This window comes from Clostridium sp. Marseille-P2415 (assembly GCF_900155545.1).
Lineage (GTDB): Bacteria > Bacillota > Clostridia > Lachnospirales > Lachnospiraceae > Lacrimispora.
The window spans coordinates 1,601,033-1,622,195 of the sequence record NZ_LT732526.1 but is presented as its reverse complement, the minus strand read 5'-3'; the positions used below and the strand labels follow the sequence as shown (position 1 = coordinate 1,622,195).

21 protein-coding genes are annotated in these 21,163 nt (G+C 39.1%); all 21 read left to right on the top strand.

Going from position 1 to position 21,163, the window contains the following annotated elements; all coding sequences use genetic code 11:
• Window positions 1-378: 378 nt before the first annotated feature.
• Window positions 379-942 (top strand): nitroreductase family protein, encoded by a 564-nt coding sequence (locus BQ9856_RS12430; RefSeq protein ID WP_077611320.1) that lies wholly within the window; start codon window positions 379-381, stop codon window positions 940-942.
• 213 nt (window positions 943-1,155) lie between these two features.
• On the top strand, window positions 1,156-1,746 hold the full coding sequence (locus BQ9856_RS12425) for an AAA family ATPase (protein ID WP_077613357.1): 591 nt from the start codon (window positions 1,156-1,158) through the stop codon (window positions 1,744-1,746).
• Window positions 1,747-2,208: 462 nt separating this feature from the next.
• A complete protein-coding gene (locus BQ9856_RS12415; RefSeq protein WP_077611318.1) occupies window positions 2,209-3,078 on the top strand; it encodes a tyrosine-type recombinase/integrase in 870 nt (289 codons plus the stop codon).
• Between the two features lie 347 nt (window positions 3,079-3,425).
• Window positions 3,426-4,157, top strand: a complete 732-nt coding sequence (locus BQ9856_RS12410) for a CpsB/CapC family capsule biosynthesis tyrosine phosphatase (RefSeq protein WP_077611317.1) — start codon at window positions 3,426-3,428, stop codon at window positions 4,155-4,157.
• On the top strand, window positions 4,154-4,909 hold the full coding sequence (locus tag BQ9856_RS12405; RefSeq protein ID WP_077611316.1) for a YveK family protein: 756 nt from the start codon (window positions 4,154-4,156) through the stop codon (window positions 4,907-4,909). Before BQ9856_RS12410 ends, BQ9856_RS12405 begins: the two co-directional genes overlap by 4 nt.
• 3 nt (window positions 4,910-4,912) lie before the next feature.
• Complete coding sequence (locus BQ9856_RS12400) at window positions 4,913-5,617, top strand: CpsD/CapB family tyrosine-protein kinase (protein ID WP_077611315.1); 705 nt, start codon at window positions 4,913-4,915, stop codon at window positions 5,615-5,617.
• Window positions 5,618-5,643: 26 nt separating this feature from the next.
• The gene (locus BQ9856_RS12395) at window positions 5,644-5,889 is read left to right on the top strand and encodes a hypothetical protein (RefSeq protein ID WP_077611314.1); all 246 of its coding nucleotides are present in this window, start codon (window positions 5,644-5,646) and stop codon (window positions 5,887-5,889) included.
• Window positions 5,879-7,315 (top strand): sugar transferase, encoded by a 1,437-nt coding sequence (locus BQ9856_RS12390; protein ID WP_077611313.1) that lies wholly within the window; start codon window positions 5,879-5,881, stop codon window positions 7,313-7,315. The genes BQ9856_RS12395 and BQ9856_RS12390 overlap by 11 nt, the downstream gene beginning before the upstream one ends.
• A gap of 41 nt (window positions 7,316-7,356) precedes the next feature.
• The gene (locus BQ9856_RS12385) at window positions 7,357-8,289 is read left to right on the top strand and encodes a nucleotidyltransferase family protein (protein ID WP_077611312.1); all 933 of its coding nucleotides are present in this window, start codon (window positions 7,357-7,359) and stop codon (window positions 8,287-8,289) included.
• A gap of 33 nt (window positions 8,290-8,322) precedes the next feature.
• The gene (rfbB, locus tag BQ9856_RS12380) at window positions 8,323-9,300 is read left to right on the top strand and encodes a dTDP-glucose 4,6-dehydratase (protein ID WP_077611311.1); all 978 of its coding nucleotides are present in this window, start codon (window positions 8,323-8,325) and stop codon (window positions 9,298-9,300) included.
• 29 nt (window positions 9,301-9,329) lie between these two features.
• Window positions 9,330-10,571, top strand: coding sequence for a nucleotide sugar dehydrogenase (locus BQ9856_RS12375; RefSeq protein ID WP_200801303.1), 1,242 nt, complete (start codon window positions 9,330-9,332; stop codon window positions 10,569-10,571).
• 21 nt (window positions 10,572-10,592) lie between these two features.
• Complete coding sequence (pssD, locus tag BQ9856_RS12370) at window positions 10,593-11,057, top strand: PssD/Cps14F family polysaccharide biosynthesis glycosyltransferase (RefSeq protein ID WP_077611310.1); 465 nt, start codon at window positions 10,593-10,595, stop codon at window positions 11,055-11,057.
• 90 nt (window positions 11,058-11,147) lie between these two features.
• Window positions 11,148-11,642, top strand: coding sequence for a glycosyltransferase (locus BQ9856_RS12365; protein WP_077611309.1), 495 nt, complete (start codon window positions 11,148-11,150; stop codon window positions 11,640-11,642).
• Between the two features lie 43 nt (window positions 11,643-11,685).
• A complete protein-coding gene (locus tag BQ9856_RS12360) occupies window positions 11,686-12,807 on the top strand; it encodes a polysaccharide pyruvyl transferase family protein (RefSeq protein WP_077611308.1) in 1,122 nt (373 codons plus the stop codon).
• A gap of 22 nt (window positions 12,808-12,829) precedes the next feature.
• Window positions 12,830-13,987 (top strand): Coenzyme F420 hydrogenase/dehydrogenase, beta subunit C-terminal domain, encoded by a 1,158-nt coding sequence (locus tag BQ9856_RS12355; protein ID WP_077611307.1) that lies wholly within the window; start codon window positions 12,830-12,832, stop codon window positions 13,985-13,987.
• Window positions 13,988-14,023: 36 nt separating this feature from the next.
• The gene (locus BQ9856_RS12350) at window positions 14,024-15,112 is read left to right on the top strand and encodes a glycosyltransferase (protein ID WP_139348691.1); all 1,089 of its coding nucleotides are present in this window, start codon (window positions 14,024-14,026) and stop codon (window positions 15,110-15,112) included.
• A gap of 16 nt (window positions 15,113-15,128) precedes the next feature.
• On the top strand, window positions 15,129-16,256 hold the full coding sequence (locus BQ9856_RS12345; RefSeq protein WP_159441986.1) for a polysaccharide pyruvyl transferase family protein: 1,128 nt from the start codon (window positions 15,129-15,131) through the stop codon (window positions 16,254-16,256).
• Window positions 16,257-17,291, top strand: coding sequence for a Coenzyme F420 hydrogenase/dehydrogenase, beta subunit C-terminal domain (locus BQ9856_RS12340; protein WP_077611304.1), 1,035 nt, complete (start codon window positions 16,257-16,259; stop codon window positions 17,289-17,291).
• Window positions 17,292-17,325: 34 nt separating this feature from the next.
• Window positions 17,326-18,531 carry a glycosyltransferase family 4 protein gene (locus BQ9856_RS12335; RefSeq protein ID WP_077611302.1) on the top strand — a complete coding sequence of 402 codons (1,206 nt, stop codon included), beginning with the start codon at window positions 17,326-17,328 and terminating at the stop codon, window positions 18,529-18,531.
• Between the two features lie 8 nt (window positions 18,532-18,539).
• Window positions 18,540-19,430 (top strand): glycosyltransferase, encoded by an 891-nt coding sequence (locus BQ9856_RS12330; RefSeq protein WP_077611301.1) that lies wholly within the window; start codon window positions 18,540-18,542, stop codon window positions 19,428-19,430.
• Window positions 19,431-19,951: 521 nt separating this feature from the next.
• The gene (locus tag BQ9856_RS12320) at window positions 19,952-21,157 is read left to right on the top strand and encodes a glycosyltransferase family 4 protein (protein ID WP_077611302.1); all 1,206 of its coding nucleotides are present in this window, start codon (window positions 19,952-19,954) and stop codon (window positions 21,155-21,157) included.
• Window positions 21,158-21,163 lie beyond the last annotated feature (6 nt).

Genomic DNA, 21,163 nt, shown 5'->3' with positions numbered 1-21,163 from the left:
TTTTAATAAAAATGACAGACGCCTGCGAAAGGTACCTCCCTTCTTTTGAATCTTAATGAATCGTATATCTGCTAGCACTTTCAGCATATATCCCATTCTGACAAATTTCAACCCAAGTGCCAAAATTATACATGTTGAGTGCCGAAATTTACACTTCACTACATAGTAAGGCCCAACAGGCAGAAAAGACTGATTGCATATGCGAATATTCAGAAAAAATAATTGGAAGCCCCTCTGTTAATTGAACCTAAGTTTATTTTGCGGCTGCCAGTTTAAGGATCGGGGTTAGGCACTGGTTACGAATTTTTATTTTATTGACAAATATATGGTAAAAAGCTATTTTATATAGGAACGAAAATAAATAATTGGAGGAACATTATGGATATAATTGAAAGCATCAGCAATAAAAGAAGTGTGCGTACTTATAATGAGCAGCCTGTTTCGGATAATACCTTAAACGAATTGATTGTTTTAGGTACTAAGGCCTCTACTGGTTCTGGCATGGAGCCGTGGGGATTCGTTGTTTTAAATGACAAAGAAGAAATTGATATGTGGTCTGAAAGGATTAAGGCTCATCTCCTGGATAATTTCCAGGACTACCCTTATCTTCACCAGTATGAAAGCTGGCTTAATAATCCTAAGTTCAGTGTGTTCAATCATGCGGGCACTCTGCTTGCCATATATGGTAACACGGATTCACATTGGTATAAATATGACTGTACACTGGCCGCAGGAAATATTATGCTTGCTGCGCATTCGAAAGGGATAGGAACATGCTGGATCGGGTTCGCAGAATATATGCTGAATACGGAGGAGTTCAAAAATCAATATAACGTTCCTTCCGGCTATGAACTCGTCTGTCCAATGACTATGGGGTATATGAAAAGCGGTGTGACCTTAAATCCTCCAAAAAGAAAAGAACCAATAATTTTTAATAGTTAAAGATACTATGGCTTTTTATTTTAGAATATATAAATTTGTTATTGAGAAACATTAATAATGAGTTAACCATTACAATCATAACCGACCCGCGTAAATAAAAGTTTTGCGATAACGAATCATTAAAATTAACAATAATGGTATAATATTAAGGAGATGAGGGAAATCCACAGCATCTGAATGTATTACAATTACAAATATAAAAGAAAGGTAAATATGAAAAGACTGATTCTGGTAACATCTCCTCCGGCAAGTGGAAAAACCTATGTTTCGAAGCAGCTTGCCAAAAATCTTAAGCATGTTGTCTATCTTGATAAAGATACGCTGATCGTTTTATCCAAACAAATATTTGTGGTTGCCGGTCAGGAATACAACAGAAGCTCTGACTTTTTCGAAGCCAATATCCGGGATTATGAGTATGCGGCAATCATCGACCTTGCCATGGAGGCTTTGGAGTATGACGATATTGTGCTGATTAATGCCCCTTTTACAAGAGAAGTGCGAAATAACGAATATATGGCTGATCTGAGAGCCCAGGTCACTAAAAAAAATGCAAGGCTCACCGTAATATGGGTTCATACGGAGGTGGAGGTATGCAGGCAAAGAATGATGGAACGGAACAGTGACCGGGACCGGTGGAAGCTGGATCACTGGGATGAATATGTCTCGGGTGTAAATTTTGATATCCCGAACGAATTGAACGACCCGAACTGCAAAGATGACCTGCTGATCTTTAAAAACTCATCAGAGGGAGAATTCGAAACCTCCATGGGAGAAATTCTGGATATTATTGAAGGCAAGACGTGAAAGTATTTTACTCTCACGCCTTTTCTTTTTGACATATAAAAAGATAAAGGTAAGTGTAAAATCAAAGGAATTTAATTTTGAAAATGAAACATGTACCCCAAAAATTATGAAAGAGTTATCGAATATACTTATAAAGAGTATAAAAGAATTCCGGAGTGACCGAACCAATAGAAAGAGCGGGAGATGTATGAGGAAGGCAATTATATTCGATATGCGGTTACAAAAAATCAATGGAATCAGTTTTAAATGGACATGTTTTTACCTTTTTTTTATAATTAAATCATAATATTGTATCATTTTTAATACTTTTGTTATTTATTATTTTCCTCTTACGCTTATCTTAAACCCGTTGATTAAAGGTTGGATTTGCTTGTATAATAAACTAATTAATAAATAACCGTATAATATTTGATAATTACTACAAAAAGGATAAATATTGTAATAACTTAAGGAGAAAAAGTTATGGGAAAAGTATTGACTATAGATCTTATAAACCAGTATGAGAACCACCTTTATGAGGAAGAAAAGGCAAAATTAACAATAGAAAAATATATACGGGATATTAAAAAATTCTATATTTTTTTACCGGCAGAAAAAGCTGTTGATAAAAAGAAAGTAATCGAATATAAGGAATATTTAAAGAATCATTATCAGGTATCGAGTGTGAATTCTATGTTAGTAGCTTTAAACCGTTTTCTGGAATATGCCGGCTGGTTAGAATGTAAAGTACATCAGTTTAAAATACAGAGAGCATTATTTTGTAAAAAGGAGACATGTTTATCTAAAATAGAATATGAAACTCTGATAAAGACCGCGAAACGGGAAGGGGATATTCAGCTGAATCTCCTGATGCAGACTATATGCAGTACAGGAATACGGGTCAGCGAATTGCAGTACATTACGGTACAGGCACTGGAGTCGGAGTATGCCCAAATCAATAATAAAGGGAAAAACCGTGTTATCTTTTTACCTAAGCCACTGATAAAGGTATTAAGATCCTACTGTGTTTCCAATGGAATAACATCAGGTCCGATCTTTATTACAAAATCAAATTCTCCTATTAACCGGACAACGATCTGGAAAAAAATGAAGGGACTCTGTAAGAAGGCAAAAGTAGATGAAAGAAAGGTGTTTCCGCATAACCTGCGTCACCTGTTTGCATTTACTTTTTATCGTGCTGAAAAAAATTTATTGCGCCTGGCTGAAGTTTTGGGACACTCCAGCATAGAAACGACCCGGATTTATACGGCCACTACAGGGGAAGAACACCAAAAACTAATTTCAAGGCTTGGCTTGGTATTTGATTCTAGATATAAAAATTGCATAATCTAAATTATGTTTCATTTCGTAATCAGAATATTGAGATGAATACCTAGTACTTTTTTAATATAAAACAAAATCAAATTAATTTCAATAGAAAAATTGGAATTTTTTGGAAAAAAATGAAAAAAATGGAAATAGGGGTCTGACGGAAGGCAAAGTATGCTAAGACAAAGCATGACAGTTTTTGTTCATGCTTTTTTTGTATGCCCAAAATCATACCATTTTCTTCCAATTCTGTATTTTATGCGCTATTTTTTTTAAACATAATTTAGATTATGTTGCTCTGAGTATGCGGAATTGCGGGAAGAAATAGTGTACAACGATGATTCTGAACCGCAGCAAAAAGGAGTGATGGAATGCAGGGAATTATTGATGTTCATGCGCATGTCCTTCCAGGAATTGATGATGGAGCTGCCAATATGGAAGAGGCAAAGGCAATGCTTAGGCTGGCCTATAGCCAGGGAATTCGAAAAATTATTGCAACTCCTCATTACAAACGGGGACAAAATCCGGATCATATTGTGGAATTAAGCAGAAAACTACAACGGGAAGCGCATGAAATCCATAAACAGTACGACATCTATCTGGGACAGGAAATATTATACTACGAAGATATATTGGAGGATTTAAGAGAAAAAAAGGCGCTTACAATGTGCGGAAGTAATTATGTATTAGTAGAGTTCCCCCCTTCGGTTTCTTATTCCAGATTATTTCAGGGCCTTCGAAAATTAATATTAGCCAGGTATATCCCCATACTTGCCCACATGGAGCGCTACCGCTGCTTAAGAGAAAAAGGAAGGGTAGATGAGCTGATTAATACCGGATGCATGATTCAGATGAATTATTGCAGTATTATCGGAAGCCGGTTTAATAGCGAAGTCAGCTGGTGCAGGCATCAAATACAGCAAGGACATATACATATGCTGGGAACTGATATGCATCACCTGAATAAAAGGACACCTGAAATAGAGAAAGCATTAACCTGGATGAAAAAGTACTGCAGCATGGAAACTTATCAAAAGCTGGTAAGCAATAATGCCCAAAATGTGCTGGAAAAAAAGAAAACAATGAATGGGAGTTGCGAATGAGAACAAATAATGTGAATGATAACGAAGAGATTCAAATTGATTTATTGGAGCTGCTTTACAAATTAAAACAGAAGCTGTGGCTGATTATTCTAATAACTGTATTAGCCGGCGGCTGTGCAGGAGCTTACAGCAGATATATCATAACGCCGCAGTATACATCCGCAGCTATGATTTATGTCCTTTCAAAAGAAACAACGATGTATTCGCTTACTGACTTGCAGGTTGGCAGCCAGTTAACGAAGGATTATAAAATCATCGTAACCAGCCGTCCGGTACTGGAAGAAGTGGTGGAATCGCTGGGGCTTAACATGTCTTACAAAGATTTAAGAAAAAAAATCAGTGTAACGAATCCAACGGATACCCGAATTCTCTCTTTAGCTGTCCAGGATAAAGATCCTGCCCAGGCAAAAACGATTGTAGATGAAATTGCTTCGACTGCTTCGGATTATATCGGTGAAATTATGGAGATGTCGCCGCCTAAAATTATTGAGGATGGAGAAATCCCTTCCGTTAAGACGAGCCCTGATATAAAAAAGAACGCCCTGATGGGGGCTGTGGCAGGTATGTTCCTGATCTGCATCATACTCACAGCCAGTGTAATCATAGATGATAGCATACGTACCGAAGAAGATGTTGAACGTTATCTGGGATTGACAGTACTTGCTGCTGTTCCGGACCGGGAAGGTGAATCTGCCAAAAAAACATATAAATTTGGTAGGAAAAAAACTGTTAAAAAGAAGGAGGGAATGTAAAACATGAGAAATTCAGTAACTCTGGGAAATCTTAAGAAAGGAGACTATAGCTTTGAGGAAGCCATTAAGACTTTGAGGACAAATATTCAATTTTGCGGCAGAAATATAAAGGTCATCATGTTAGGAAGTGCAGTCCCGAATGAAGGGAAATCGAGTATGTCCTTTTCCCTGGCTGCCTCTTTGGCGCAAATTGGGAAAAAAGTTCTTTTTATTGATGCGGACATCAGAAAGTCGGTAATGGTTTCAAGGTATCAGCTGGATAAGGAAGTGAATGGTTTATCTCAATATCTAAGCGGACAAAAAGGGAAAGAAGAAATCATTTACGAAACCAATTTAAAGAACTTAAGCGTTGTATTTTCCGGTCCGTATTCTCCCAATCCGGCAGAGCTCTTGGAGGAACCTATTTTTTCTTTGCTGATCCAGTCTGCAAGAGCTGAGTATGACTATATTATCATTGACACGCCTCCCTTGTTGAATCTGATTGACGGAGCGATTATTGCCAATCACTGTGACGGAGCGGTTATTGTTATTGCCAGCGGCGGAGTGAGCTACCGCATTGAACAAAAGATAAAAAAACAGCTGGAGAAAAGCAAGTGCCGTATTCTCGGCGTAATCTTAAATAAGGTCAGCACGGGAAGCAGCAGGTACTATGGAGAATATAAAAAGTATGGAAAATATAAGAATGATCTCCAGGAAATTAAGCAATAACACTATAAATATAGGGGGATGCGATTATGAACAAAAAAATCAGATATTGGATTATGGTAATTGCAGTTATAGGTGTCATTGTGTGGTCGGCAGTTCAGATTTACAGCAGGATCCAGCCCCAGCAGACATTGGCTCATTCTGAGTATCACTGGGATATCTTTGCATGCGAGGTCCTGCTTATCTTCGGCTGCTATGTGCTTTTACTTTTGAGGGGAAAAGAAAAATCGGTGAACAGATACTGGAAGATGGGCAGGTGGACACATGCTGATTAAAAATCGCTTTTTTTACATATTCATAGATTTTGCAGCAATTGTATTTTCCTTTATATTGACAATGCTTGCAAAATTTGCTTCCCTGCAATCCACCGAATTTATAACCGGGCGGTGGTACGGTGCTGCTCTTGTTATTTTTGCGTATTTGATTGTAATCATGTTTTACCAGTCCGGAAAGCCTTTGATGGAACGTTCTCCATGGAATGAATTTAAAAACGTTTTTCTGGTAAATATGTATATGGCCTTTGTACTGGCTTTCATTTTATACCTTTCAAAGCTGGGGGGACAGTCTTCAAGAGCCTTTTATCTGCTGCTTTTCTTTTTTGACTGTTTCTGTATGTATCTTGGCCGGTTATTTTGCAAATATTTATTGATTTCCCATTACCAGAAGCCGGAAAACCGCAAAAAACTATTGATTTACGCAAACAGGAGTAATGTATCGGATGTGTTTCATAAGTTTGGAAATTCAGTATCATATGACTGCGATGTGGTAGCCATTGCACTGATAGACATTGATGAGAAAGATGGGGAAAACGCAAAGGAAGAACTCAATCTGATAGAAAAAAGCGATAAAGGAAACTATTTGACTGTCAGTCAGGACAGTGTGGCGGAGTTTCTCAAAAAACAGGTAATCGATGAGGCTCTGATCAGTTTACCGGATAGCAGCAGGACCTATATAGACAGTTTGATCAGCCGTCTTGAAACACTTGGAATTGTTGCTCATGTAACCGTAAATACGTTTGGCTTAAGCGAAAGGGAGAAGGTGATCAGCAAGTTTGGCGGAGAACGGGTTCTTACTTACTGTTCCAGGGTCTTTGAACCATCGGAATTAATCTTGAAACGTCTGGTGGATATCACAGGCGGAATCGTCGGAGCATTTTTAACCATCCTTTTGGGGATCATTATTGCGCCGGCTATCTATATCGAATCGCCTGGTCCGGTCATTTTTAAACAGACCCGGGTCGGAAGAAACGGAAGACTTTTTTCAATTTATAAGTTCCGGTCCATGTATATGGATGCGGAAGAGAGAAAAAAAGAACTGATGAGCAAAAACCAGATGAATGGTCTTATGTTCAAACTAAAAGACGATCCAAGGATTACTAAGGTAGGCAAGTTTATCAGAAAAACCAGCATTGATGAGTTCCCTCAGTTTTTCAACGTTTTAAAGGGAGATATGAGCCTGGTTGGTACAAGACCTCCGACCATGGATGAATTTATGAAATATGAGGAGCACCATAAACGGCGTCTGAGCCTTAAACCGGGAATTACGGGATTGTGGCAGGTTACAGGAAGAAATGAAATTCAGGATTTTGAAGATGTAGTGAGCCTGGATTTAAAATATATTGATAACTGGACCATATGGTCAGATATACGGATTTTGATTCAGACGGTAATTGTAGTTTTGCTTCGTAAGGGAGCTGAATAGAGCGTGAAAAAGCCTGCACAGGGCTGGAAAGAGGGGAAAAGATGAGAGATACGGCAGTTGTAATTATGGCGGCAGGAATAGGCAGCAGGTTTGGAAACGGAATCAAACAGCTGGAGCCGGTAGGACCAAATGGAGAAATCATTATGGATTATTCCATATTTGATGCTCTTGAAGCCGGATTTAACAGGATCGTTTTTATTATCCGGAAAAGTATTGAAGAAGAATTTAAAAAAGTGATTGGGAAAAGAATTGAGAAATTAGCTCCTGTAGAATATGTTTTTCAGGAACTGGAGGATTTGCCGGAGGGATTTATTCTGCCGGAAGGAAGAGTAAAACCATGGGGAACCGGACAGGCAGTATTGGCATGTAAAGGAATCATAAAAGAACCGTTTGTAGTAATTAATGCGGATGATTATTACGGTAAGGAAGCTTTTGTTAAAATACATAATTATCTGGTAACACAGGAAGAGACGTCTCCCTACAGTTTTTGTATGGCCGGCTTTATGCTTGGCAATACGTTAAGCCCCAACGGAGAAGTGACGAGAGGTGTCTGTTCCGTAGATGAAACAGGAAAATTGTCGTCTGTAACCGAAACATTTCATATTAAGCACCAGGCAGACGGAACCGTAAAAGGTGAGGATGAATATGGAAAGCAGATCATTTTATCCGGGGATAATCTGGTGTCTATGAATATGTGGGGAGTGACTCCCGGATTTTTTAAAGACCTGGAAGCTGGATTCGTAAGTTTTCTGGAACATTTGAAAGAGGATGAAAAAAAGAAAGAATATTTACTCCCGGTTATGATCGATGATCTGATAAAGCGCGGAAAAGCGAAGGTTGCAGTTTTAAAAACCAATGACAAATGGTTTGGCGTTACCTACCAGGAAGACAAGGAAGAGGTAAAAAAACAAATCAGCCATTTGATAGAGGAAGGAAAGTACAGTAAGAATCTGTTTGAGGAATTTATGAATTAATTTTATTTCAAACGAAAGCGGAGCAGGTGAATTATGAAAATGATCATCACCGGGGGTGCTGGTTTTATCGGAAGTAATTTTGTTCAATATATGGTCGGTAAATATGCTTCTTATGACATTATTAATGTGGATTTACTGACTTTTCCGGGAAGCTTAAAGAATCTGGAGCCGATCGAGGACCGGCCGAATTATAAATTCGTGAAGGGCGACATCACAGACCGTTCTTTTGTGTTTCAATTGTTTGAAACGGTGATGCCGGATATTGTTGTTAATTTTGCAGAAGAGAATCATACAAGCCGTTACATTGCAGATGCGGCTTCATTCGTCCGGGCCAATGTAATTGGTACTGTAACATTATTGGAGGCATGCCGGAAATTTGGCATCAAACGTTACCATCAGGTTTCTACGGAACGGGTATACGATGTTTTGACTCTGAATGGGACACTGCCCGGTACATTTGATCCATATTCTGCTTCCAAAGCCAGTGCGGATTTATGTGTGCAGGCGTATTACAGAACATTTGGCCTTCCGGTTACCATTTCACGCTGTTCCAATAACTACGGCCCATATCATTTCCCTGATAAGTTCATTCCTATGGCTGTCATTCGGGCCCTGGCAGACAAAGAAGTACCCATATACGGAACCGGAGAAAATGTTTGTGACTGGCTTCACGTGTCGGACCACTGCCGGGCTGTTGATCTTATCCTTCATGAAGGCCGGGTGGGAGAAGTATACAATATAAACGGTCATAATGAAAGGACGAATCTGATGGCAGTAAAGACGATACTGAGGATTTTGGATAAACCGGAAAGTCTTATCCGGTTCGTCACCGGCCATAAGGTACATGAAAGGCACTATGCACCGAGCTCGGCAAAACTTGAAAATGAGCTGGGGTGGGCCGTTTCTTATGATTTTGATTCAGGGCTCCGGCAAACCATTGGGTGGTATTGGAATCATCAGAACTGGTGGAATAATATCCAGAACGGTAAATACAGGGAACAAGATCAGTAAAAAATGAAAGGTAAATGGAGGTGCAGAAGATGTATAAGATCGCAGTTGCCGGAACGGGGTATGTAGGGTTATCCAATGCAATTTTATTAGCACAGCACAATGAGGTTCATGCTGTTGATATTTTAGAGGAAAAGGTTGCTATGATTAATAACGGGGAGTCCCCGATTATAGATAAAGAGATAGAAGAATATCTGGCGGCAAAGAGACTGAATTTAACAGCAACTACAGATGGAGCGGCAGCATATAAGGATGCTGACTTCGTCATTATTTCAACTCCGACCAATTATGATCCGGTAAAGAATTACTTTGATACAAGCTCTGTGGAAGCAGTGATTGAACTGGTTATGCGGTCCAATCCTGATGCAGTCATGGTAATTAAATCCACAGTTCCTGTGGGTTATACAAAATCCATAAGAGAAAAATATAACTGTGAGAACATTATTTTCAGCCCTGAATTTTTAAGAGAAGGACGGGCATTGTACGATAATCTGTATCCTTCCCGCATTATTGTAGGCGCGCCCCAGGGGGATAAAAGACTGGCAAAAGCTGCATGGATTTTTGCCAAATTATTGGCTGAGGGGGCAATCAAAGACAATATTTCCATACTTTTCACTGATTTAACGGAAGCGGAGGCTGTGAAATTGTTTGCCAATACATATCTGGCTCTCAGAGTCAGCTACTTCAATGAGTTAGATACATATGCTGAGATGAGAGGGCTGAATACACGGCAGATTATTGAAGGGATCGGAATGGATCCGAGAATCGGCAATTACTATAATAACCCTTCCTTTGGTTATGGCGGGTATTGTCTGCCGAAGGATACCAAGCAGCTTCTGGCTAATTACAATGATGTTCCGCAGAATATCATGAGTGCAATCGTGGAAGCAAACAGAACAAGAAAAGATTTTATTGCGGACCGGGTTCTGGAAAAGGCCGGATATTATGCATATGCGGATCATACCGGCTTTGATGCCGGCAGAGAGAAGAAAGTTGTTATTGGTGTATTCCGTTTAACGATGAAGGCTGATTCTGATAATTTCCGTCAGAGCAGTATTCAGGGGGTCATGAAGCGCATTAAGGCAAAAGGAGCTGAAATAATCATTTACGAACCTGCGCTTAACGATGGCAGCACTTTCTTTGGCAGTAAGGTTGTGAATGACTTAAGCAAGTTTAAGGAAATGAGCAGTGCAATTATTGCAAACCGTTATGATTCCGTATTGGATGATGTAGAGGAGAAGGTATATACAAGGGATCTGTATAGAAGAGATTGATGTGAATCAGGAGATGGTAAAATGGGAAAAGGAAATTTGAAAGTTTGTCTGGTGGGATCATCAGGCGGTCATTTGACTCATTTATATATGCTGAAATCATTTTGGAAGGACAAAGAAAGGTTTTGGGTTACATTTGATAAAGCCGATGCAAAAAGTCTTTTAAAGGATGAAAGGGTGATAGCATGCTATTATCCTACAAACCGCAGCTTAAAAGCATTGCTTATTAATACACGGCTTGCCTGGAAGACCATCCGGAAAGAAAGACCGGATGTGATTATTTCTTCGGGAGCCGCTGTAGCAGTTCCGTTCTTCTATATAGGGAAACTATTCGGAGCAAGGCTGATCTACATAGAGGTTTATGACCGGATTGATAAGTCTACGATGACCGGTAAAATGGTATATCCCATAACGGATAAGTTTATTGTTCAGTGGGAAGAGATGAAAAAGATATATAAAAAAGCAATTAACCTCGGGAGCATATTTTAGCCGAATCAAGTAGCGAAGCGGATTGCGAATATCCGCTTGGCTAGATTGTATGCAGTCTTCAAGTAAAACTTTTAGAGGGGGTAGACGAAGATGATTTTTGTGACGGTTGGTACACACGAACAGCCATTTAACAGGCTGCTGGAAGAAATCGATAAATTAAAAGAAAAGGGGATCATCGCTGAAGATGTAATCATTCAGTCCGGATACAGTACATTTGAACCCAAATATTGTGAGTGGCATAAGCTGCTTCCCTATGATGATATGCTGAAAAATGTAGAAGCAGCGCGGATCGTAATCACTCATGGAGGCCCGGCCAGCTTTATCATGCCGTTACAGATCGGAAAGATTCCGGTGGTTGTACCGAGAAAGTATGATTTTAATGAGCATGTAAACAATCATCAGGTCGAGTTTACAAAAGCGGTGAAAGAGAGATATGGGAATATTATTCCTGTTTATGATATTTCTGAACTTTCCGGTGTAATTGTAAATTATGACAGCATTATTTCCAATATACCGGCAGGAATCATGAGTAATAATGGAGCGTTTAATAAACAAATGGAAAGGCTTGTTGAAGGATTGTTTTGACCCAGTGCAGGTTTATAAGAGGGAATGACTAGGAGAAAGACTGATGGCAAAAGTAGGAATTTTATCCATGCAGAGAATTGTGAATTATGGCTCTTTTTTACAGGCCTATGGATTAAAGATGCTTCTGGAAAAATTGGGGCATGACGTGGAATTTGTGGATTATCATATAGAAAAACCGTTGATTACGGAATCCCATTATCAAAAACAGGGTTTGTTTTTAAAAGTCCAAAAGATGCTGGAAGCATTTCAATATGATGCTCCACTTAAACATCGGGTTCAGTTTATTTTATATAAAAAGCAATTTGCCAAAAAATATCTCCATATCCTTGGAATTACACCGGAAATGAATTACTTACCGGCATTAGATGCATTGGTGATCGGCAGTGATGAAGTTTTTAATTGTGTCCAGGCTAATCCGAATGTTGGCTATTCTTTAGAGCTGTTTGGAAAAAATCAAAGAGCAAAGAAATTATTGACCTACGCAGCTTCTTTTGGAAATACCACAATTGAAAAATTAAAAAAGTTCGGCAAGGATGCCGAAATCGGCGTGTTTTTAAAGAAATTCGATGCTATTTCTGTTCGTGATAAAAACTCCGGGTATATTGTGAGGGAATTATCGGAAGTGCAGCCGGAATATCACCTGGATCCTGTTTTGATTTATGACTACATGGGAGAGTGCAAGCGGATCCCTCAGATTAAAACAAAGGAAAAATATCTGATTCTTTATGCGTACTCCGGAAGAATTTCCAGAGAAAAAAGTGCCTGGATCTCTGCTTACGCAAAAAAGAAAGGGCTGAAGGTATATTCCATTGGCGGAGTACACAGATGTGCAGATTCTTTCATTGACTGTTCTCCATTTGAAGTGCTGGCATATTTTCAGCATGCAGAAGCTGTCATTACCGATACGTTTCATGGAACCATATTCTCTATCATAACGAAACGGAGATTTGCAGCCATTATTCAAAAGAGTGTGGAAAATTCCTATGGCAATGAAGAAAAATTGAATGATTTGTTAGAGCGGACCGGACTTCATGACCGAATCGCTGAAAATCTCAATGATATTGAAAAGGTTTTGGAAAGAGCAATTGATTATACTGCCGTCGATAAAATAATAAATGCCGAGCGGATGAAAGCTGTGGATTATTTGAAAAAACAGACTGGTTAAATAGCAAATAGTGAGGACAAGCATGGATAATATAAAGGTAGTTGGGAAGGCGTGTGTCGGCTGCAGAAGCTGTGAGCAGTCCTGTCCTGTAAAATGTATTCGTCTGCGGCCGAATCAGGAAGGGTTTTTATATCCGGACGTAGATGAGCAGGTATGCTTAAGCTGTGGAGTCTGCTTAAAAAAATGTCCGGCTTTTGATTTTAAGCCCCAGGGGCGTAAGCCGGTTCGGGTTTTAGGGTTCAAAAGTAATGATAGAGAGCGTATTTTACAATCGGCCTCAGGCGGGGCTTCCGACTTATTTGCCCGGTTTATCATCCAGGCCGGCGGCAGTGTCTATGGATGCGCTTATACGGAAAATCTGGAAGCCAGGCACATAAAAGTTGATAAAATTGAAGATTTGTACCGTCTGCAGTCATCAAAATATGTTCAGTCAGATTTAAAATATTGTTATGATTCGGCAAAAAGTGAACTGGACAAAGGAAAGCTTGTATTGTTTACCGGTACGCCCTGTCAGATCGGCGGACTATATAAGTATTTGGGCAATTTATCCTATGACAATTTATTTACCGTAGATATTATCTGTCATGGAGTCCCATCCCCGGAACTTTTAAGAAAGTACTTTGCGTATCAGGAAAAAAAGCTTGGGGAGGAGCTTAAGTATTTTAATTTCCGTTCAAAGGAAAAACGGGGATGGGGAACCCAGTATCTTTTGAAGACAAAGACCAAAACAAAGACAAATCTGCTTTCTCTTGATAAATATGGAAAGCACTTTATGGATGGGGATTGTTACCGGGAGTGCTGTTATGAATGCAGCTATGCCAATACAGACCGGGTCGGGGACATTACGATCGGAGATTTCTGGGGAGTGGAAAAGAGCAATCCCGGATTTGCATCGATATCAGGCGTTTCGGCTGTTCTGATTAATTCTGAACAGGGGAATAAATTATTTGAGAGAGTGGAAAGTCAGGCCAGTGTAATTGAAACTGAACTGGAGGCAGTTCTGCTGAAACAAGGGAACTTGCAGCACCCCACAGTCAGACCGGCATGCAGAGATGATTTTTATGAGGGGATACAGGACGAAAATTTTATAGAGAATTTAAAGGTCGGAGTTTGCATGAAGGAAAGACTAAAAACTCTGATGTCTGGAAAACTTCTTCAACTATTGAAAAGTGAGATGTAAAACAGGAAAACCGGAATCGGTAAAGGGGGACTTTATTTGCGGGTTTTAGTGATTAACACAACACCATTTACATATCAGGGAATTGCCTGCGTGATTCGAAACTATTGTTTTCGAATGAACAGTCCGGGGCTTTTGCTGGAATATGCGGTATTTGATCTGCATCAGGAATTAGAGGCTGAATTTAAACAATCAGGTCTTGTTTATTATAAGCTGTCCAGCAGAAGGACTGCGTCAAAATCATATTTTAAAGAATTAAAATCAATTTTAAAACAGGGTCATTATGATTGTGTTCATATTCACGGGAACAGTGCAATGATGCTGCCGGAGCTTTTATTAGCAAAGAGGTATGGGATTCAGAAACGTATTGTGCATTGTCATAACACAACTTGTAACAATCCTGTTTTCAATTATTTTTTACTTCCTTTCTTTTATAAGTTAAGCACAATAAGATTAGCCTGCAGTGAAGAAGCAGGGAACTGGCTGTATGGGAGCAGGTCATACATTGTTTTAAATAATGCGATTGATACGGAATCGTACCGTTATGACCAATGGAAAAGAGATACATACAGAAAGAAATTGGGGCTGGAAAATCAATATGTAATTGGTCATATCGGCCGGATCAACGAGCAAAAGAATCATGAGTATCTGCTGAGAGTTTTTAAAGAATTCCATAGTCATGTGCCGGATAGTAAGCTGGTTTGTATAGGCGAAGGGGCGTTGCGGCCCAATTTGGAAAACTTGATCTCAGATTTAGAGCTGCAGGAAAGTGTTATGCTGTTGGGAGAACAAAAGAATGTGGCAGACTTATTAAATGCAATGGATTGCTTTGTTTTTCCATCGAAGTGGGAAGGGCTTGGAATGGTGCTTTTAGAAGCACAGGCGAGCGGACTGCCATGCATTGCTTCTGATGTTGTACCGAAAGAAGCTGATATGGGATTGACCAGGTATTTGCCCTTAGGGGATACGGCAGCCTGGTGTCATGCAATTGAGAATATAAAAAACAGGAAACCAGACAGGTGTGGATCCAGTGAGGATTGTATCGAAACGTTAAAGCACAAATCATATGATTTGAATGAAAATAGAAAACAATTAATCAACATCTATTTGAGTGTTTCGCATGTGTAAACATGAGGAGGTTGTCGTGAAAATAGCGGGTTTAACTTGGTGGAGAAATAATTACGGTTCCGTATTACAGGCATATGCATTACAGGTTGTCATGAATGGATTCGACAATATTGATTATGAAATAATCAATCAGTATAGCGGGAAAGTGGCCTCTGTTGACAATTTTTTTATTAAAATCAAAACGCTTGGTATGAAAAAAACTTTTCACAGGATTGTGTGGAAGTTCGGCACAAAGAAGTTACGGGACCGTAATTTTGCGCTGCAGAAGTTTGTTGATGAGAAGCTTAAGACTTCCGAAAAGCGGTATAGAGAGGACTTCATTGATACGGCAAATGAATGCTACGACGGTTTTATTTGCGGCAGTGACCAGATCTGGCATCCGGAATTGGCGTCTTTGGACAGCATTTATTGGCTGACTTTTGTAAATCCGGGTAAATTAAAAATTGCATACGCACCGAGCATAGGCGTTGACCAGGTTACGGAAGAACAGAAAAAAAAGATCAGAAATAATCTTACCACGTTTCACGCAATTTCATGCCGCGAGGAAAGCGGACGCAGCCTGCTTTGCTCTATTATGGGAACAGATGACTGTGAAACCGTATTGGATCCGACACTTCTGGCTGACCGGACTGTCTGGGATCATATTTGTACTCCAAGGCGTTTCCAGGAGAAATATATTTTTGTATATTTATTAAGAGGGACGAAGGAACAGCGTAAATTTGTAGAAAAATTTGCTGGTTTTAAGAATTTGAAAATCGTAACAATGCCTTTTCTGGATTACGAACATATCAATCAATATGATCGGAAATTCGGTGATATCAAATACTGGGATGCTTCCCCCTCTGACTTTATCAGTGTCATCAGATATGCGGAGTATGTGTTTACAGATTCTTTCCACTGTATGATTTTCAGCTGCCTCTATCACAGGAATTTTTATTTATTTCCCAAAATAGGGAAGCACCAGATGAACCGGTTAACCGATTTGCAGAATATGTTCCGCATATCTGACAGAATGATCGGTAAAAACATGACAATGAATGACTTGGAAAGTATGGAAGCCATAGATTGGAACACGGTTGATAACGTAATAGAAGAAAAAAGGGTGAAATCAAAATGTTATTTGAAAAAGGCTTTGGGGATCTAAATGGAAAAACATGTATATGCATTTAAAAATACGGATGATGAAGTGATGAAAAGTACTTCCGGCGGTGCATTTATCGGGCTGTGTCATGCTTTTGAGCTCTTACATAAGAACCGGGAGAAGTATTTTTATGGTGCCGGACTGACGAATGATCTTGAAGTGCAGCATACGGGAGTTGCTTCTGCAGAAGAATGCAGCATTTTTCAAGGATCTAAGTATGTGAAAAGCGACTGTAAGGATTGTTATTCTAAGATTGCCCGGCAGTTAAAAGACGGTTGTTCCGTATTGTTTTCCGGCACTCCGTGCCAGGTCGCGGCGCTTAAAAAATATGTGGACCGGGAAAGGATATCAGCGGATCAGCTGTTTACGATTGATCTGATTTGTCATGGAACACCCAAACCGCGGGTTTGGAGAGATTATAAAGAGTGGCTGGAAAAAAAGGTTCATGCAAAATTAAAAGAATATTCTTTCCGGTATAAACCGGAAGGCTGGAACGCATACCCGGCATATGCATGCTTTGACAATGGGGCGGTACTTAAGAATACGGCTGAACTATCTGTATTTTCACGGCTGCATATGGCTGGGTATATTACAAGCAAAGGATGCTTTTCCTGTCCGTTTTCAAACCTGGACAGGCAGGGTGACATCACATTGGGAGATTTTTGGGGAATTGAAAGGATGAATTCTTCAATACCCTGGAAATACGGTGTTTCTTTGATGCTGGTCCATACAGAAAAAGGAATGGAGTTATTAAATAGCCTGTCTGAAGCGGCAGAAAAAACACAGGGGATGTATTTAGAGGAGGTGAAGAACGATGAATATGTGAAATATCAGCATAATCTTCGCAGGCAGACAGAAAAACCGGAACGTTATGAAGAATTCTGGACCGATTATGAGCAGGCCGGTTTCGAAAGTGTTATAAAAAAGTATATAAACTACGGCATGAAGTATAAACTTAAGTTTTATGTTAAAAAGATTGTAAGAAAAACACCTTTCATTCATTTGTACAGAAAAAAACGGTACAGAAAGGTACAGTAACAGCAATATTGCATGAAAGGGACAGGAAGGTACTATGCGGATTTTAATTGTAAATACATTTTATTATCCTAATATGCAGGGCGGGGCAGAACAAAGCGTTAAGTTATTGGCAGAGGGTCTTGTAAAGAGGGGGCATCAGGTCGGGATCTATAGCGTGGATTCAAGAATTGGGAATTGTAAGGCCGTAGTACATAACGGTGTAAAGATATACCGGTTTACAGCCAATGATTTTAATCTGTACCGGTTCAGCTATGATAAAAAAAATGTTGGAAAATTTGAAAAAGTTCAGCAAAAGCTATTATGCTATTGGAATGTGAAATGTGGGAAGGATTTTGAATCTGTCTGCAGAGATTTTAAGCCGGATATCGTCCATACCAATACCATATATGGGATGTCGTACTTGATCTGGAAAGCTGCATATAAAAATAAAATTCCTGTTGTACATACCATCAGGGACATTGCCATTGTATCTCCGGTTCAGTATGGCCATAAAGCAAATCATTTCATACGGATGATCCACAGGATCTATATGCGTTCATTTACAAAATATGTTTCCGGTGTTACCGCTCCTTCTAGGTATACGCTGGAATCTTCCCTTGCGACCGGTTGTTTTAAATACGCCGGAGTAAAGAAATGTATTTTTAACAGTGTTGACATGGATCACAGTGAGATAGAAGCGGTCATCAGAGAAAAGCAAAACCGTACATCGCCTCATATTAAGTTTATGTATGCGGGACGTTTGGTGTATTTTAAAGGCATTGAACACATGATCCGGGCATTTGAAAGCATGAAATATAAAGATTGTGAGCTTTATATCTGCGGAAATGGGGAGATGGCGGAATATGTGAAAAAATGTTCTGCTCAAAATCCGGACATTGTATTTTTCGGCAAGCTTGACAATGAAAAGTTAGCGGAAGCGTATAAAGAAAGCGATGTCCTATTGGTTCCTTCTGTGTGGCCGGAGCCCTTTGGGCGGGTACTGATCGAGGGAAATAAATACGGTTTGCCGGTTATTGCCGGCCGCTGCGGCGGAATGCCGGAGATTATAGAGAATACACATGGCGGAGAAACATACGAAGCAGGAAATGCCGTAGAATTAGCTGAATTAATGGATCAATTGGCAGACCGAAAAAGATATAAGAAATATTTTGATTCAATACTCCGTACGATTGATATTTATAATATAGATAGACAAATTGATGAATTTGAAAAAGTTTACAGTGAGATTTTAAGGCGGTGAGATAATTTATGGATATTGTTTTTGTGATTCTCCACTATACTGCAATAGAAATGACGATTGGCTGTGTGTCATCGATCCGCAGGCATATTGATACGGTGAAATATAAAATAATTATTGTGGATAATTGTTCACCGGATGATTCCTGGAGAGAATTGAATCTGATCTTTCGGAACAATACCGATGTTGTATTGCTTCACAGTGATGAAAATGTTGGATTCGCCCGGGGGAATAATATAGGTTTTTCATACGCGAAACAGAAATTCCAACCTCATTTTCTGATTTTGATGAATAATGATGTTTGTTTAATGCAAAATTGGATCTATAAAAAATTAAAGCAGAAATATGAAGAGACTGATTATGCTGTTTTAGGGCCAATGATCATAACCGGGGAAGGAAGCATATGTTCATCGCCTCTGCGTAAGGAAATACTTTCGATGCAGGGGGCCAGGCGTTCGATCCGGAGAAATTACCGTTTACTAAAATTAAACTGCTTCGGTCTTGATAAATTTTACCGGTGCATCAAGTCAAAATTTTATAAACATGTACCGCAATTTAGCGTGGAAGAGCGTTTGATCCAACATGAAAATGTAGAAATCCATGGATGCTTCATGGTGTTTTCAGAGGATTATATCTCCAGATTTGATGGGCTGGATCCCAGTACATTTCTATATATGGAAGAAGATATTCTTTTCCTGCATTTAATGAAAAATAATTTGAAATCCGTATATTGTCCGGATATCGTTATTTATCATAAGGAAGATGCTTCAACGGATGCTGTATTAAAAAACGGCCATAAAAAAAATGCCTTTGTATATCGGAATTGTATGGATTCTCTGAAAAGTTACTTAAAGATTTTAAAAACGTATGATGAAAAGGATAATTGTAATGGTTATAATTAGCAATAAACTTTCACTGAAAAATTTTTTGATCGGTATTTTCGCATTTCTTATTATGTTTTTGCCGAGACGATTATATTTTTTTGGTGCATTTAGTTATCGGATCGTAATTTTATTTGCTTTTTGCTTATGTATATTACTTAGAAAAGGGAAATTATCAATATCTAATACGATCATCAGCATTCCTATGATGATATATTTTGTACTTGTTGAGATTATTTCTTTTCGATATTTACAGTTTTCTACAGGCATTGGTTTTCTCATTGATACGGTGTTGTTTTTAATTATTATGTATAATTTATTGCAGACAGAACGGGATCTTCATATGTTTATCGATGTATTTCTGCTGTTTTTAACAATATACACGATCTTGGGAATTCTTGAGTGTTTTACANTGAAGTATAAACTTAAGTTTTATGTTAAAAAGATTGTAAGAAAAACACCTTTCATTCATTTGTACAGAAAAAAACGGTACAGAAAGGTACAGTAACAGCAATATTGCATGAAAGGGACAGGAAGGTACTATGCGGATTTTAATTGTAAATACATTTTATTATCCTAATATGCAGGGCGGGGCAGAACAAAGCGTTAAGTTATTGGCAGAGGGTCTTGTAAAGAGGGGGCATCAGGTCGGGATCTATAGCGTGGATTCAAGAATTGGGAATTGTAAGGCCGTAGTACATAACGGTGTAAAGATATACCGGTTTACAGCCAATGATTTTAATCTGTACCGGTTCAGCTATGATAAAAAAAATGTTGGAAAATTTGAAAAAGTTCAGCAAAAGCTATTATGCTATTGGAATGTGAAATGTGGGAAGGATTTTGAATCTGTCTGCAGAGATTTTAAGCCGGATATCGTCCATACCAATACCATATATGGGATGTCGTACTTGATCTGGAAAGCTGCATATAAAAATAAAATTCCTGTTGTACATACCATCAGGGACATTGCCATTGTATCTCCGGTTCAGTATGGCCATAAAGCAAATCATTTCATACGGATGATCCACAGGATCTATATGCGTTCATTTACAAAATATGTTTCCGGTGTTACCGCTCCTTCTAGGTATACGCTGGAATCTTCCCTTGCGACCGGTTGTTTTAAATACGCCGGAGTAAAGAAATGTATTTTTAACAGTGTTGACATGGATCACAGTGAGATAGAAGCGGTCATCAGAGAAAAGCAAAACCGTACATCGCCTCATATTAAGTTTATGTATGCGGGACGTTTGGTGTATTTTAAAGGCATTGAACACATGATCCGGGCATTTGAAAGCATGAAATATAAAGATTGTGAGCTTTATATCTGCGGAAATGGGGAGATGGCGGAATATGTGAAAAAATGTTCTGCTCAAAATCCGGACATTGTATTTTTCGGCAAGCTTGACAATGAAAAGTTAGCGGAAGCGTATAAAGAAAGCGATGTCCTATTGGTTCCTTCTGTGTGGCCGGAGCCCTTTGGGCGGGTACTGATCGAGGGAAATAAATACGGTTTGCCGGTTATTGCCGGCCGCTGCGGCGGAATGCCGGAGATTATAGAGAATACACATGGCGGAGAAACATACGAAGCAGGAAATGCCGTAGAATTAGCTGAATTAATGGATCAATTGGCAGACCGAAAAAGATATAAGAAATATTTTGATTCAATACTCCGTACGATTGATATTTATAATATAGATAGACAAATTGATGAATTTGAAAAAGTTTACAGTGAGATTTTAAGGCGGTGAGATAAT